This is a genomic window from Nibribacter koreensis (assembly GCF_039541795.1).
Lineage (GTDB): Bacteria > Bacteroidota > Bacteroidia > Cytophagales > Hymenobacteraceae > Nibribacter > Nibribacter koreensis.
Genome location: NZ_BAABGX010000001.1, coordinates 945,657 through 961,222, shown reverse-complemented (window position 1 = coordinate 961,222; position 15,566 = coordinate 945,657). Strand labels below are relative to the sequence as shown.

Sequence of the window (15,566 nt, the reverse complement as noted above, 5' to 3'; positions counted from 1 at the left end):
TTCCTGCAAATCTCAACAGAAAACAGGCAATAACATTATGATACTAAAGAATTTCTTTCCAGCCAGAGATGGATTTTGAAGGGCGTACAAGCTAAACTGCAAAACGTCTAGGGCATTTGGTAGACTACCGCATTGGCGTTCATGCCTGCGCCCACAGAGGCAAATACCACTGGCTTTCCAGGTTCAAAATGATGTCCTTCTAACTGATTTCTGTTCACCAAATCAAACAGGGTAGGGAGCGTCGCTACGGAGGTGTTGCCCAGGGTGTTCACGGTCATGGGCATAATGCCCGGCGGCACCTGAGAATGTCCATACAGTTTAAATAGCCTTTCTAGCATGGCCTCATCCATCTTTTCATTGGCCTGGTGAATCAAGACCTTCTGGATATCTAGTAAGTCAAGGCCGGCTTTCTGCAAGCATTTCTGAATCACCTGGGGCACGGTGGTGAGGGCATATTCATAGATTTTACGGCCGTCCATTTTTATGTAAAGGCGGTCTTTCGGCAGGCTAGGGTTGTAGGAGTGCGTATTGCGGAGCCAGTGCGCCTGGGAGTAGGTATCTGAAACGGTCACGTGACTTAGGATGCCGGTCTTGGTTTCAGATTCTCTGGCCTCCAGTACCACAGCGCCGGCGCCGTCTGCATAAATCATGCTGTCACGGTCATGCGGGTCAGAGACTCTGGAAAGGGTTTCAGCGCCAATGACCAGAATGCGCTTGGCGTCACCTGACTGCAGATAATAATGCGCCTGAATCACGCCTTGCAACCAACCCGGGCACCCGAAGGGCAGATCATACGCCACCGTATACGGGTTCTTGATCTGTAGCAAATGTTTGACGCGGGCCGCCAGCGTGGGCACCATGTCCACACATCCGCTTCCGGCTTTCACGTCTCCGTAATTATGCGCCACAATGAGGTAGTCCAAGGTCTCAGGGTCAATCTGGGCGTGGTCTAAGGCTCGTTGCGCGGCTCTGAAACCAAGGTCAGAGGTGACCATGTTATTATCTGCGTAGCGCCGCTCCCGTATGCCCGTTATCTGCTGAAACTTCCGGATGATGGTTTCATTAGACCCTTCCAGAGAATGGCCTTGCGCATCAAAGAAAGAGCTGGAATGGAAGTGCGCGTTGTCTATGGCTTTCTCTGGTAAAAAGCTGCCAGAACCAATGATGACGGAAGATAGGATGCGGGAAGCCATAAAGTGCACAAACGGTAAAGGGTGACAGGATAACTAGTCTTAGGGGAGAGCCCGTGGCTTGTAAAGAGCAATAGCCGTCTTGAATATACCAAAGCAGGCAAATGCCAAAAATTGGGTTTGGAACAACTTAAGACTCTGCCGGAAAAGGTAGGAAGTTAATCCCAAAATTCTATCTGAATCTCTGGATTTGTAAAAAGACAGGTAATAAGCCGCCGTGCGGAGAGAGGAAAAAACGCGGAGATGACGGCACTATACTAATAAAGCCTACTACTACGCTAGACAGTGCACAGCCAAATAATCGAAAGACTTAATCAAAGATGAGCTTGGCGCCGCCCAAGAAGATAAAGATCCAGACAAGGCCTTTGATAAAGAAAAACAGGAAACCTGCCACGCCCATTCGCTTGAGGGCTTTTTTCCAGTCTGCCATAATAGGGGTTGTTAAGGTCTTATAAATTTACGGCACTAATTGCTAAATGCAAAAGCGTTTTTCTGCAAATTCCTGAAAAACAGCCCAAAAACGATTCTATTGCAGATTTAGCATGCCGGGAACTACGTGTATTACCTACAACAAACCGGCTTCTTTCAAGGCCTTTTTGGGGAGTTTGCTCTTGATCATCTCATAAGAATCCCGCACTCGCGTCTCTACTTCTGCCTTTGATAGCGGATGCCCTTCAGAGGCCAAGATCCAATGATAACGGGCTAGATAGGGAGCAGGGGTAAGGCCGGGCTTAACAGACAGCTCCTGAAAATCCTCTGGGTTTACCTTAAAGGAAAAGGAGAGTGGCGCCTCCAGGCTGGCTACGCAGAACATCTTGCCTCCAATAGAAAAGCAAAGGTCATGCTCCCACTTCACGTCTTCAGTGACGGCTGGCAGAGAAAGGCAGAAGGCGCGTAATGATTCTAAATCCATAAGAGAAGTTTTCCTGAAAAAGCGATTTTGACCTGTTTTCTCAAAAGTAAGCCAAAAACAGGCACCGTAAAAAAAGCTACTCCCGTTTTTGACCTGATTCCTGAGAAACAAGCCAAAAACGGGAGTAGCACAATTGTAAGTCAATAGGTTCTTAGTGCATGCCGCCGCCGTCTCTTCTCTGGAAGTTGCCTGGCATACCAGGCTGTTGGGCTGGCCTAGCACTGGCCGCTCCAAACATGCGTAAGTTGTAGACAAAACTCACCATGAAGTAGCGCTGCAAAACGTTGGTTTGCACGTCTTCAAAATAGGTGTTGTTGATGTTGCGTTGAATGCTGGTGTTTTCACCTAGAATATCAAACGCTGACAATCTCAATTCTGCCTGGCGGTCTTTCATGAATTTATAGCCCACGCTACCGTTCCATAGCAAGAAAGTAGGGTCAATACCCTCGGCTAAGCCACCGTTGTACTGGTGATTCAACTCAGTGGTGAGGTTTATTCCCTTCCAAACCAACCAGTTCAGTCTAAACTGGCTGCTCTGGTTGTAGTAGTTGTTGTTCTGGTTGCTCTTTAAAGAATACGTGGCCTCATTGTACGTAGCGTTGGTTGAGATCAAGAAGTCAAAGTTCTCGCTAATGTTGGAGCTCAGCGTTAGTCCACCACCCACGTTGGCCGTGGCCGTGTTGTTCTCTTTGCCGTCTTCTAAACCAGGGTTGTTGGTGTAAGAAGCGTTCGCGTTCACGTTGATGTTAGACTTGATGAAAGATACCGGCAAACCGTACACCAAGAAAGAACGAAGGCTGTACTGACCTTCCAGGTTCACGGGTCTGGTTAAACGGGTATTCCCTGTTAACGCATCCTCGCCGGTTAAGCCTGAGTTGCCTCTGGCGGTGATGGTCTCACGGCCAATGTAATCCTGGGCGGCTGATCCTCCCAACACTACAAAGAACGAAGAAGACTTGCCCGGATTGGCCGCCGAGTAACGCACGTTAAAGTTGTGATTGAAGCTCTGCTGCAAAGAAGGATTTCCCTGCGTCCAAAGCAAAGAATTAGACTTGTCAATGGCGCTCTGCAACTGGTCAACTGATGGCGTCTGTGAGCGGCCGTTGTAGAAGATGCGCACGTTGCGGTCTGCATTGAAATTGTAACGCAACATACCAAACGGCAACACATTGTGGTAGTCATAAGACGGGCTCATGACCGTAGGCAGTTCCTGGTCTGTCTGCATGCTCAGGTACTGATACCGTGCGTTCAGCATTACTTGAAAGTCTTTGGTGTTGTACCGCCAGCCGGTACCAAACTCCTGCGTGGTGATCTTGTTTTCTACCAAGCTTGACTGATTCACCAGAAGATTCGTGTACTCGTCGCTGTTTTCTGCGCGCTCAAACGTCTTATAATCTCCGTCAGATTTGTTGTAGTTGGTGGCGTACGTAAGTTGCAACTGCGTCTTGTCTGTTAAGGGCTCTGTGTAGTTTACGTTGGCGCCTAATACCAACCCGTTGTTGTCCAGAATAGAAATCTGGTCTTGCGTGGTCACGCGCTCTGGGTCTGTGGTGATGGCAAACTGATACTTGTCTGCGTCATTCTGGTTATAACCGGTGGTAACGTCCAAACTAATGGTACGACCTCTTTTGGCAAAACTGTGACGGTACAAGATGTTGTTGTTGAAGTTTAGCCCCGTCAGGTTGGAGTTGAACAAACGGTCCAAGGTAATCACTGGATCTCCGGATAGGGTCTCGCCAGCTTCGTTGCTGTCTCCTTCGTTTTTCTGGAAGCTAAGTCTTGGCCTGATGATGATGGAATTGGCCGAGTCAATGGCATACGTCAGGCGCAGGTTCAAGCGGTGGTTCTGGTTTAATGCACCGGCCTGTCCGCTTTCACCATAAATGCTGGTGGTTTCACCGTCTTCCAGATAGTTTCTGAAAAGCGAGTAGTTGGAGTTGGTGTTGGAGTGGTTGAAGAAGTAGCTACCCTGTATGTCTACTTTCTTGCCCCATTTGTCCAGGTAGTTGATGCCAATGGCATTGGTGCGGGCAATACCGTTGTTGGTGTTCACTAAGAAGTCGCCGGTGTTGTTGCCACCTCCAAAACCGCCCATGCCGCCACCGCCGCGTGGACCACCGCCGCCGCCGCCGCGGTTTCCGCCGCCACCTCTGGCACTGGCACTGGCTACGCCCACCAGGTCTTCAGAAGAGAAGTTCTGCTCGTTTACGTTGTTGCTCAGGCCCACAATGGAAATGCGTCTGTTGCCTTCAAACTGGTTAATGTTGCCACTCACGCGGTAACGATCATCCGTGCCAGCGCCTACGCTCAGGCGGCCAAACCGACCGGTCCTAAACTCTGGCTTGGTGATGATGTTGATGGTTTTCTGCTCGTTACCGTCACTGAAACCAGTAAACTGGGCTTGGTCGCTCTGGCGGTCAAATACTTGTATTTTTGAGATGACCTCGGCGGGCAGGTTCTTCAACACCGCGCTAGGATCCTCCCCGAAGAATTCTTTCCCATCCACCAATACGCGCTGCACGCGCTCGCCCTGGGCTTGTACCTGTCCGTTCTGGATGGTCACGCCTGGCATTTTCTGAATGAGGTTTTCGGCGTTGGCGTCTTTGTTTACTTTGTAGGCGGCCGCATTCATCTCGGCGGTGTCTGCCTTGGTGATGACCGTGGCGGCACGTCCCACCACTTCTACCTCGCGCAGGCGCTGGCTAGCCGATGACAATGTGAGGGTGCCCAAGGCTACTGGAGTAGACCCCACGGTTACGCCTCTGTAAAAATCTGTGAAGCCCAGATAAGAAGCTTTGACAATGTAACGCCCGGCCGGCACGCTCGCAATCTGGAAGCCGCCGTCTACGTCTGTAGCAGCTCCTCTAAAGACAGATGAATCTGCCTTTAGCAAGGCCACCGTGGCGCCAATCAAGGGAGAGCCGCCGCCTACCACCGTTCCGCTCACGGACGTGGACTGGCTAAAGACATTAAAGGAGAGCGTGAAAAGGAGAAAGAGGAGTAGACTTTGTTTTTTCATTACAAAATGGTTTGGGCTTTGACCCGCCCCAAAGGCAAAGGTTTAATGTACTCACAAAAAAAATCCGTTTTTGGCCTGTTTTCTATAGAACAGGCCAAAAACGGAGAAGAGCGCTTGTAAGTGAAATGGCTTACTTTGTTTTTAAAAACTGGAGCAGAGGCGTGATGAAGCGGCTGTAGGCCTCTATGTGTGGCAGGTGCCCTACGTTTTGCAATTCTATCAACTGAGCCTTCGGGATTTTCTTAGCGGTCTCTTTGCCCAAAGCCGGATAGTTGCCCAGTTTGGCGCGCGCCTCTGGGCTGGCTTTGGCTTTGCCCAAGGCGGTCTTGTCCCGCTGGCCAATGATAAGCAGAGTAGGCATTTTGAGCTGGTTGAATTCATACACCACTGGCTGGGTGAAGATCATGTCATAGGTAAGGGCGGCGTTCCAGGCAATCTTGGGGTAGTCTGGGTGCATGGTCCAGCCGGCCAGCACGTTCACCCACTCGTCATAGGCAGGGTCCCATTTGCCGCCGTAGTAATTGTCCAGTTGGTACTGCTTGATGCCTTCATAATTCTGCTTCAGCTCACTGGCATACCATTGGTCTATGGATTGATAGGGCACCCACCGTTTCCAGTCTTCCAGCCCGATGGGGTTTTCCAGGATGAGCTTTTGGGTGAGGTCTGGGTACATCAAGGCAAAGCGGGTGGCCAGCATGCCGCCCATGGAGTGGCCCAGCACTGCCGCCTTTTTTACACCCAGACTGTCCAGCAGCGCCTTGGTGTTCTGCGCCAGCATCTGAAACGTGTATTGAATGTTCTGCGGCTTGCTGGACTTGCCAAACCCAATCTGATCAGGCATGATGACTCTATACCCGTTCTTGCTCAGGTCTTTGGCCGTTTGTTCCCAGTAGGCTCCATTGAAGTTTTTGCCGTGCAGAAGCAATACCGTTTGCCCGTTGGGCTGAGAGGGTTTTACGTCCATGTAGGCCATGCGCATGGGTTGTTTCTGCACGGTTACCGCGTAGTAGTTTACTGGAAAAGGATAGTCATAATAGGTTAGTTCTGGGTCTAAGGGTTTGGGTTGGGCTAGCGTACAACCAGCCGAAAGCAATAGAAAGATGAAGAGGGGAAGAATGCGTGTTAGAAACATGGTACAAGAGCGTATGTTTCATCTGTAAACGCGGGTATGCAAAGGCTGTTGTAAAATTTACCTTTAAGCTAGTACGGCAAACGTATTCTACCTTCGTTTTTGGCCTGTTTTCTGGATTTCAGGCTAAAAACGGTATTGTTGCATCCTAAATGAGTGGAGAATTTAATCAGGGTAATACTATTTGATAGGTAAGGTCTGGTTCCAATCGGCTCTGCTTATTTCAAATTTGACTTCGCCGCCAGGAGTGAGGCCAGTGGAGTGCCAACCCGTTCTTTGGTAAAAGACTTCGGCGCGGGAGCCAGGCTCTGTAGAAAGCCAGAGGTGATCACAGTATTGAAAAGCATATGTCAGCATCTGCTGTTGCAAAGCCTTGCCAATGCCCTGCTTGTCATGGCCCGGAGTCACAAAGAGCGCCCAGATGTTCTGTGAAAGCACATCCACCACCGCAAAGCCCACTACTTTGTCCGCCACTTCTACTACCCAGCCTTTGTTGGGCGCGTGCAGCATGGGTACGTAATCCTGGTCCTTGATTCTGTCTGGGTGGCTCAGTTTGTTTTCTTGCACCGCCCGTCTCACCACCTGCATGGCCGGAATATCCTGTAATTGCGCTTCTCTAAGGATCATGGGTAAAAGTTCTGGATTGCCCTTGCTGGCATTCATGTTCTCCAACATAGGTAGTTGAGGTTCTCTTGAAAGATAAAGGACACAAGCGTATTGCGCAAGTTGCTAGAGGCCGTTTTTAGGCTATTTTTCAGGAAACAGGTTAAAAACGGTTGAATAGAAGTCCTCTTGAAAGTAGCCTATTTGCCTGGCGCAACCATTGCCAACATAACACTCATGGCGCTAACGGTTACAATTCCTATTCCTGCGCCAATGGCCACCTTGCCAAGCTTACGATTATGCGCTTGTTTTTTATAGGCTTTGGCATAATGAGGGTTGGATAGGTGTTTGATGTCTGAAACTTCTCTTGCGTTAATTTTGGGTGGCACTGCCCCAATGACCACCACTGCCGGAAAGAAGAGAAGCGTGGCCACCGTGCTGCCCCACATGGAGGAAGTGCCTTTGTAAAACAGCTTGGCGTCTTTTCTGCCTAAAAGTGCCATCTGGGTAGGCGTGAGCGGCACATGGGCTTGTTCTGGCGATTCTTGATTTAGCACTTCTTTGGTGCCATTGGCAAACGTCACCATGAACACCTCCTTACGGTCCAAGGCATGGATGCTGTCTTGCTTAGTTTCCGGCAGTGTATAGAGCACTTGAGATAAGGTTATTTCAATCACCTTGGCCTTAAACTCATCGCCGTTGGTTTTTAAGATGATGTCTTGGCCGAAACCAGAAAAGGAGACGAGCACCGCCAATAAAAGAGAGAGGAGTAACTGTTTTTTCATGACCGTAAGTGGATTAGTTTTTACGAGAGTTAAATCCAAACAAGAGGCTGGCTCTTAGCCCGTCACTGCTAGGTACCACCGCCAGATTCACCGGGAAGTTGATCCCCTCTGACTGGAAATTGGTGCCCACGGCAATCACTAACCCAGCTCCGGCCAATGAAACGTTGGGGCCAACGCCTATCTCAAATCCTTTTGGCCCCCGCAAACCTACCAATGCATTTAAACTAGGAAGAAACTTGCCTTGTTCCAGTCCGCCTACCAGAGGTACAAACTCGGCCAGACCCGTCAAGCCTTTGGCAGTGGTAAAGATGCGGGTTTCAAACTGCCAGCCAAACTGGGTAAGGAAGGGGTTTATGTTTTCCTCGTCCTTAAGCCTGTCTGCCAACCTGCCGCCAATCACCGTGAAGCCCAGTCTTGGGCCGCCCAGTTTAATGCTTTCTTGCATAGCAGGGTCCTCTAAGGTAGCCACCGCGGCCGAAGGAGTGGATACAGCGGCGGTAATTACTTCTTTGGTACCATTGGCATACTTAATCATGAATACGTCTCTTTTTAAAATAGAGATGGTAGGACCGTCCTGGTATTCAAAGCGCTTGTATTTGATGAGGTCAGGCGCAATTTCTAAGATCTTGGCGCTTATTTCCTCGCCGTTTCTTTTTACCAGAATGTCTTGGGCGGCTGCTCCCAACGTGCTAAGCACGCAAAGCCAAATAAGTACTAGTGTTTTCATACAACAGGGTTTTTAAGGTAGTGATAGTTTGGTGAGTGAAAGGTAGTTTTTAGGAAATGACTGATACGATTCGTTTTAAAAAATTAGACTTTTATAAAAGCTTGTAAAATATGTAAACAGTTTAATAACCAAGCCTTTAGGGATGATATAAAGGACCTTAGGAAATCTTCTTGTGCGCCTTTTTCTTGGTAATGGACTTATCTGCCAGATGCGTAGCCAGGGCCGCTACGTTTAAGCCCGCCAGGTTACGCCAAAAAACCTGGCTACCCGAATTGGGTTTTATAAAGTAATGGTGCAGGGCTACGGCATTCAACAAGCTAAAAGCAATGACTTTAGTATTGTCGTTCCTTGCCCAATCACCTCCGTTAAATGCGCCCAAAGACATGACATGGGTGGCACCGGCCGTCCAGTAGGCGCCTTTATTGGCAAAGGCTGGGGTGCTCACCAGGGCCATCATCACCTCGCCCATGAACAGGTTCCCCAGTTTGTTTTTAAAAGGCGGTTGGGGTTCTTGAGACAATTCTTTTTGAAACGCAAATGACCTGTTATACTGGGGCAATTGCGCCCGCCCTGGAGCGCTCTGCTTGAGTTTTAGGAGGGTTATGGGTTGACTTGTCAAAGACCCTGAGTCTATTGAGAACTCTACCTCCTCCTCAATAGAAAATGAAGTTACAGTTTGACTCTTGCCTTCCTTTAAGGAAAGTAGTGACAGAACAAAAACAAACAAGAAGACAGCCCGAATCATATTTTATTGGTGTAGGATTATTTGACTCAAAACTATGCTATTGAGATAGGGCTTCGCTGGTGATTTACAAAGGAATTAGAGTTTTAAAAAATTTATAATATGTTTTAATGGCTTGGTAATCAATACCATAATATATAAAATACTTACTTTTAAAATGGCTATACTTGTATAGATTTTAACCTATATACAAAGGCTGTAGGCTATGGATGACTTATTGACCACCATTAATACCTTTTCACAAGAAGACGTGCGGGAGTTTGGGTACTTTATGCAGCGGCAGAAAAAGAAGAAGGGCAGAAAGGACCTGGAGTTGTTTAAGCTGTTGCTACTCAAAAAACCACTTAAAAGTCAGGAGCTGATTAGCAGGCTGTACCCAGATGACCACAACACCACGGCCTATTATGCCTTGCGCAAGCGACTCATGCAGCAGCTCACAGATTTTATAGTCTTAAAGCAAATGGAGGATGATCCCTCGGCTGAGTCATCGGTGATGGGGTATTTGTCTTTGGCCCGCTACCTATTTGACGCCCAAGCCGAGCGACTGGCCTGGAATATGTTGCGCAAAGCAGAAAAAACCGCCCTCCATAATGAGCGGTTTGGGTTGGTAAACGCAATATATAACCTGCAAATTGAAAAAGCAGATAGCCTTTACGCAGATGAGTTGGAAGTGATCATCCAAAAACGCAGTGCCAACAAGCGTATTGCTGATGAGGATGAGCGCGCCAACATTGCCAGCAGTATCATTGTCAAGCGCCTGAGCCAGGCCCGCCATCAAGGCAAATACCTCAAGTTTGAAGATACCATCCAGGAGGTGCTGGAAACCTACGGCCTTACCCAGGCCGTGAGCCAGCGCCCGTCTCTCCTGTATAAGCTTATGAAGATTGCCCGAAGCGCTGTCTTGATCAGGAAGGATTTCTATACGTTTGAGCCCTACATCATTGACCAATACCAGACGGCCATGCGCACACACGGCTTTTCTAAGGCGCACCAGTTTTACAGGCTAAGTCTGCTCTACATGATTGCGCATGTACTGTACCGCAACCGTAAATTTGGGCAGTCTAATCAATACTTATCTGAACTGAACCAAGCCGTACAAAAAGAGGCGAGTAGCCATTATGCCGCCTTTTTTCCTAGATACGTGTTGCTAAAAGCCGCCAATGATGCTTTTCTACGGCAACTACCAGAGGCCATTCAAGCCATGGAAGAGTTGGTAATCAGCAAAAAACTCACGCTACACCCCAAAGACTACCTGGCTGCCAAACTGGGCTTGAGTTTCTTGTATTTTGCGCAGGGTTCCTTCCAGAAAGCCAACCACGTGTTACTGTATCTTGACAAAACCGACAAGTGGTGCGAGAAGATTATGGGACTGGAATGGGTGCTTAAAAAGAAGATGGGCGAGGTGATTATTCAATACGAGTTTGGGAATCTGGACTTAGCCCTGGACCAGATACTGGCGTTTGAACGCAAGTACAAAGAAGTGTTAAGCCAGCCCTTGTACCAAAACGCAACGGCCTTTCTTCAACTGCTCAAGCATTTCTTCCTGCAACCAGACATTGCTTCCAGAAAAGCTTTTCTGCAGCAAGTAGAATCCAGTTTGCAGTTTGTGCCCGCAGAGCAAGAAGACCTGCCTTCCATGAGCTATTACGCTTGGCTCAAATCTAAAATGCAAAACCGAAAGTATTATGATGTCTTAGTTGAACTGGCGGCGGGGTAGGAGAAGTTAAGTTGGCTTCCAATTCAAAAGAAATAGCAAAGGCCATCATAAGTGTTATACTGTCTTTGATAAACGTTTTTCTCTGCTATTGCTTACTCTTATGGCTTTTTGAATCCTTGGACGGTTGTACCGCTGTAAAAGAATAGGGTAAAGGTTAAGTATAATATTTAAAGCTATTAGCCAAATTGCCTCTTTAGCACCATATTCTATAGCTACAAAAAGAGAAAACCCAAATACTACAAATAGGATGATAAGATGTCCTAGTTCAGATTGTTTTGTACGGTATTCTAGTAGGTTCAAGTCCTGAGGATCATTTTTAACCGGGTTTGATTTTTTATTGAGTTTCTCCCAACCTATCCAGACTAAAACTTTCCTGAAAAAATTTATGCCTAAGTTTTCATACAATTTTCCATTACGCTCCCATTTTTTCTCCCGGTAATACCCAGAGCTTAAATCAGATTTTAATGTTTCAGTGAATATAAAGACGCACGTCATTAATAGAAGATTTAGCACCCAGGCAAAAAGGAAGCCTAGTACTCCCACATATCTGATCAATCCATAAGTCAATAAGGTTGTCGCAATCACAATTAACCCTATAGTTACCTTTCTTTTCATAGTTCAGGTGGGTTAGGCTTTTAAAGTTTCAGGAACAAAAAGTCCAAAGGTAGCCTCACCTTCCTAAGACCTTTTTGTTAAGTCTAAAGAAGAAGCCAAGCTTCAATCTAAGAAAAGCTGGAAACTTAAGAAAGCTAGAAACATCGGAAAGGAAAATATAAAAAATCAACAGGCCTATAAGCCGGGTTTTGTCCTTCGCCCAAGGGGGAAATGGCTTATCATTTATCTAGGCCAGTCCTCACGGAAAGGCTCCATCAACCTACCCACTGACATCGGACGAGCAGTCCTTAGCCCTGCCCAAAGACATGGCGCTGTCAGCCTATTTGGTCTTTCAACTCCTGAGGTTTACCCAGCCGGACTAGTCGCCTAGCCGCTGGTGCGCTCTTACCGCACCTTTTCACCCTTACCACCAATCAATTAATTAGTGGCGGTTATTTTCTGTGGCACTGGCTGTCACCTGGCCGTCTCCCGCCAAGTGCCTTCCCGTTAGGAAGCAGGATGCTCTGCGTTGCCCGGACTTTCCTCTCCGTCTAATAAAAGACGCAGCGATAAGCCGGCCTGCCGATTTTTCAATACAAAGGTACGCCTTTCTGCCCAGAAAAGAAGGTGGCTGCTCAGCTGATTTTGGCTTGTTTTACATAAATCAGGCTAAAAATGAAGTCAGGCAGTAGAAAGAAAATGCACCCTGTAGAATATCCGTAAAACCATTCTCACTGAATACTTTAAGCGATTTTTGGTCTTAGCACGTATCTAGTCAAGAAAGCACACCACACTAGAATGCGTAACAAAATGGACACTCCAATGACCAAAGAGAATGGACAAAAAAGCTCTGTAAAAAAGAAAGAAGAAGTGAAGGAGGTGGTTTGGAATGGTGTTTCAGCAGAATCTGTGCAAGAAGTATTGGTCCAGGTAGACCAGCTAATCAAAGAGGCAGACGCTTTAGAGAAAGCCCATGAAGAACACCTGCAAAAAATACATCCTGCGTTCCAGTCCAGCAGTAGAAACTTGCTGCATTACCTTGCCTTCCGGAAGCAAGACAACCGGGCTTTGCAAAGTCAGTTAGCTTCTTTGGGCCTATCTTCTTTAGGCAGGGCAGAAGGCCACGTACTAGCTTCCTTAAAAGCGGTCAAAAACCAATTGAATCTGTTGTTGGGACATTTAACGCAGTCTACTCCGGCCGTAACAGAATATCTTCCTGTGGTATCTGCGCTGCAGCCTAACATATCAGCGCTGTTAGGAGAGCCCGCTCCGGGCAGGACGGGCCGCATCATGATCACGTTTTCTACAGACTTAGCTGAAGATTACAAAACCGTCAAGGCCCTCATGAAAAGCGGCATGAATTGCGCCCGCATCAACTGTGCTCATGATGACATCACGGTCTGGCAGAAGATGGTAGAAAACATCAAGCGCGCCGAACAAGAACTAGGACAGTCCTGCAAAATCCTGTTTGACCTGATGGGACCTAAGCTTAGGACTGGTCCTATGAAAGAAGGTCCTAAAGTGGTGGCCATTCACCCCAAGATTAATGAAGTGGGCGAAATCCTGTCTGTGGCAAAAATTTGGCTGGGCCCCAAAGGAGTACCTGCGCCAGAGCCCGTTGATGTGACCTTGCGCGTGTCTAAGAAATGGGCCAAAATGGCGCAGGAAGGAGACATCATCACATTTAAAGACACCCGTAAGCGTAAAAGAATTTTCACGGTGGCCCAGAAAGTGGACGGAGGACTTTTGGTGGTTACCTCTAAATCTGCGTACGTAACCGTGGGCACCGAGCTGCACTTGAAAGCCAAAAACGGCGACATCTCCACGTACGCTTTAGGCAATTTGCCGGCCATGGTCATTCCGTTGCAGTTAAAGGCTGGCCAGGATATTCTCTTGCATCGCAAGTCAATTCCCGGCCAGCCCGCCCAGTTTGACCAGTCAGGTAACCAAGTAGAGCCGGCCCACATTTCCTGCACCCTGCCAGAAGTATTTACTCGTGTAAAGGTAGGAGAGTCCATCTGGTTTGATGACGGCGAGATAGAAGGCGTGATAGAAGAAGTGGACAAGGATTTCCTGAGAGTAAAAATCACCTCTGCAGATGACATAGGCAGCAAACTGCGCCCTGACAAAGGCATCAACCTGCCCAACAGTGACCTGAACCTGCACAAACTCACTTCCAAAGACCGCGAAGACCTGGCCAGCGTGGTACCCTTTGCAGACATCATTAACCTTTCTTTTGTGAGCCACCCTGAAATGGTGGAAGAGCTGCAACAGGAATTAATAAATCACAACGCCCAGCACGTGGCCATCATGCTCAAGATTGAAACCAAGGCTGCCTTTGACAGCCTGCCGCACCTTTTGCTCACACTCATGCGCCAGCACCCAGCCGGCATCATGATTGCCCGCGGCGATTTGGCCGTCGAACTGGGCTGGCAACGCTTAGCCGAGGTACAGGAAGAAATTCTCTGGATAGCCGAAGCCGCTCATTTACCCGTTGTCTGGGCTACGCAAGTATTAGAAAAACTCACCAAGAAGGGCCGCCCGTCTAGAGCTGAAATCACAGACGCCGCCATGGCCCAACGCGCCGATTGCGTCATGCTCAACAAAGGTCCTTACATTTTAAAATCCATTGCCATGCTGGATGACATCATGAAACGCATGCAAGAGCATCAGTATAAGAAAACTTCGCTGCTGCGCATGCTCCACGTCTCTGCCATGAATGGTGTTAAATGAGTCACGAGATAAGGGGCAAGGATCTGATATATAAATTGAAACAGTTTAGTAAAGAAGAATGACACCAATACTGGCCGCCGTTGTTGGTGTTATCACTAACAAACTCAAGGATGGATACTTTTTTGCTTGATGGTGATAATACCAATAAGGGCAAACGGCTTTAAGCACCATATACTAATCAGGCTAAATTAAAAGGTGGGTTAATATAACGGGACGTGAAAAGAAATTCTTGAGCAATTAAACTTCCCACTTTTGTCATCCTGAAAGGACCTTGTTGGCAAGTTAGAAAGCACTTGACTATTCGCTATTTTAGCTTAAAACAAAAAAGCCGTTTTTGGTCTGTTTTCTTGAAAACAGACCAAAAACGGTTTTTTTGTAATTATTTAAAAATTACTTCAAAGAGACCTTGGTAGCGCCGTAGCCAAACTTTTCTTTGCGGGCTTCCTCGTAGAATTTGATGTGCGGGTTGCGACTCAAGAGCTTTTGGATTTCCTTCTTTAGGACACCGTTGCCCGTTCCATGGATGAAGATGATCTCGTGCATATTGGTGGCCACGGCCCGTTCTAAGGCATCTTCAAACGCCGCCAATTGCTGGCGCAGAATCTCTGAATTGCTCATGGTTTTTGGATCAGCGTCTGGCAGCAGCTTTTCTATGTGCAGGTCTACCTCATGGCTGGGCGCAGACACCTTGGCGTTTTCTACCAAGCTGGTATGTTCAATCATCTGCAACAGAATCTCGTCTGGGTTTACGGCTACAGGCTTAGAGTCTAGTTGGAACAAGTAGCCTTCTTTCTGCAAGACTGGCACCATCTTCTTTGCTTTGTAGAAGGATGAGGCTTTAAACTTCAGGCGTCTGGTTACCGGTTCAATTAAGTTGGTCGCGTTGATTTTATGCTGAAGGTACTGCACTACCAGGTCAGGCCATTTGTCAAAGTCATTCATGTGCAAGTGTGCCACTGGCTTCGTCTTTTTGGATAGAAGCTTGTCGTTGCTCAAGGCGCGGTAGCCTTTGGCAGATTCTTCGCCGTAGGTAAAAAGCAAATCATACTCAGAGTTGTTGACTATGTGTACCGCCAACAGTTCTGCCGTGGTGTGCACCAAGCCAATGTACACGCCCGCCGCCGAGGCTATCTGCGCCGGAGCCAGATTGGCCATGCTAGGCCGCTGAGATACTACTGGCTCAGGCGTAGGGTTGTTCCCGAAGTGTTTTTCTTCATCGGCGGCAATCACTACCACCTCGCGGCGCATAACTGGTATGGTGAAGTCATTGTCAATGGCCACTTCTACCAGGTTGTTATCTAAAAAGCGGGTGATGACACCTTGCTCTTTGCCGTGCATCAAGCGCACGCGGTCTCCTATGTTCATGTCGTTTTTGGGCTAATTCTGAGAAAAGAGGCAAAAAATGGTTTGTCTC

12 protein-coding genes and 1 other RNA gene are annotated in these 15,566 nt (G+C 47.9%); 2 read left to right on the top strand and 11 right to left on the bottom strand.

The features are described from left to right. Window positions 1–107 precede the first annotated feature (107 nt). The 8 genes from ABD880_RS04140 to ABD880_RS04105 form a co-directional block, all read right to left on the bottom strand. Window positions 108–1,193, bottom strand: a complete 1,086-nt coding sequence (locus ABD880_RS04140) for a 3-oxoacyl-ACP synthase III family protein (RefSeq protein ID WP_345162618.1) — start codon at window positions 1,191–1,193, stop codon at window positions 108–110. Window positions 1,194–1,755: 562 nt separating this feature from the next. After that, complete coding sequence (locus tag ABD880_RS04135) at window positions 1,756–2,103, bottom strand: MmcQ/YjbR family DNA-binding protein (RefSeq protein WP_345162616.1); 348 nt, start codon at window positions 2,101–2,103, stop codon at window positions 1,756–1,758. Window positions 2,104–2,254: 151 nt separating this feature from the next. Then, complete coding sequence (locus ABD880_RS04130) at window positions 2,255–5,122, bottom strand: outer membrane beta-barrel protein (protein ID WP_345162614.1); 2,868 nt, start codon at window positions 5,120–5,122, stop codon at window positions 2,255–2,257. 130 nt (window positions 5,123–5,252) lie between these two features. After that, window positions 5,253–6,254 carry an alpha/beta fold hydrolase gene (locus ABD880_RS04125; protein ID WP_345162612.1) on the bottom strand — a complete coding sequence of 334 codons (1,002 nt, stop codon included), beginning with the start codon at window positions 6,252–6,254 and terminating at the stop codon, window positions 5,253–5,255. Between the two features lie 177 nt (window positions 6,255–6,431). Further along, the gene (locus ABD880_RS04120) at window positions 6,432–6,926 is read right to left on the bottom strand and encodes a GNAT family N-acetyltransferase (protein WP_345162610.1); all 495 of its coding nucleotides are present in this window, start codon (window positions 6,924–6,926) and stop codon (window positions 6,432–6,434) included. Window positions 6,927–7,054: 128 nt separating this feature from the next. Continuing rightward, the gene (locus tag ABD880_RS04115) at window positions 7,055–7,639 is read right to left on the bottom strand and encodes a hypothetical protein (protein WP_345162608.1); all 585 of its coding nucleotides are present in this window, start codon (window positions 7,637–7,639) and stop codon (window positions 7,055–7,057) included. A gap of 13 nt (window positions 7,640–7,652) precedes the next feature. Then, window positions 7,653–8,366, bottom strand: a complete 714-nt coding sequence (locus ABD880_RS04110; RefSeq protein ID WP_345162606.1) for a hypothetical protein — start codon at window positions 8,364–8,366, stop codon at window positions 7,653–7,655. A 157-nt stretch (window positions 8,367–8,523) separates the two neighbouring features. After that, the gene (locus ABD880_RS04105; protein WP_345162604.1) at window positions 8,524–8,886 is read right to left on the bottom strand and encodes a hypothetical protein; all 363 of its coding nucleotides are present in this window, start codon (window positions 8,884–8,886) and stop codon (window positions 8,524–8,526) included. Window positions 8,887–9,313: 427 nt separating this feature from the next. On the opposite strand from ABD880_RS04105, the gene ABD880_RS04100 reads away from it, so the two are divergent. Next, window positions 9,314–10,825 (top strand): hypothetical protein, encoded by a 1,512-nt coding sequence (locus ABD880_RS04100; protein WP_345162602.1) that lies wholly within the window; start codon window positions 9,314–9,316, stop codon window positions 10,823–10,825. Window positions 10,826–10,879: 54 nt separating this feature from the next. Here the strand turns inward: ABD880_RS04100 and ABD880_RS04095 are convergent, their stop codons facing one another. Together ABD880_RS04095 and rnpB are read right to left on the bottom strand one after the other, a co-directional pair. Then, window positions 10,880–11,440 (bottom strand): glycosyl-4,4'-diaponeurosporenoate acyltransferase CrtO family protein, encoded by a 561-nt coding sequence (locus ABD880_RS04095; RefSeq protein WP_345162601.1) that lies wholly within the window; start codon window positions 11,438–11,440, stop codon window positions 10,880–10,882. A 161-nt stretch (window positions 11,441–11,601) separates the two neighbouring features. Beyond that, window positions 11,602–12,005, bottom strand: an RNA gene (gene rnpB / locus ABD880_RS04090) — RNase P RNA component class A. Window positions 12,006–12,217: 212 nt separating this feature from the next. On the opposite strand from rnpB, the gene ABD880_RS04085 reads away from it, so the two are divergent. Continuing rightward, a complete protein-coding gene (locus tag ABD880_RS04085) occupies window positions 12,218–14,152 on the top strand; it encodes a pyruvate kinase (RefSeq protein ID WP_345162599.1) in 1,935 nt (644 codons plus the stop codon). A gap of 390 nt (window positions 14,153–14,542) precedes the next feature. Here the strand turns inward: ABD880_RS04085 and ABD880_RS04080 are convergent, their stop codons facing one another. Further along, complete coding sequence (locus ABD880_RS04080; protein WP_345162598.1) at window positions 14,543–15,517, bottom strand: Smr/MutS family protein; 975 nt, start codon at window positions 15,515–15,517, stop codon at window positions 14,543–14,545. Window positions 15,518–15,566: the final 49 nt, after the last annotated feature.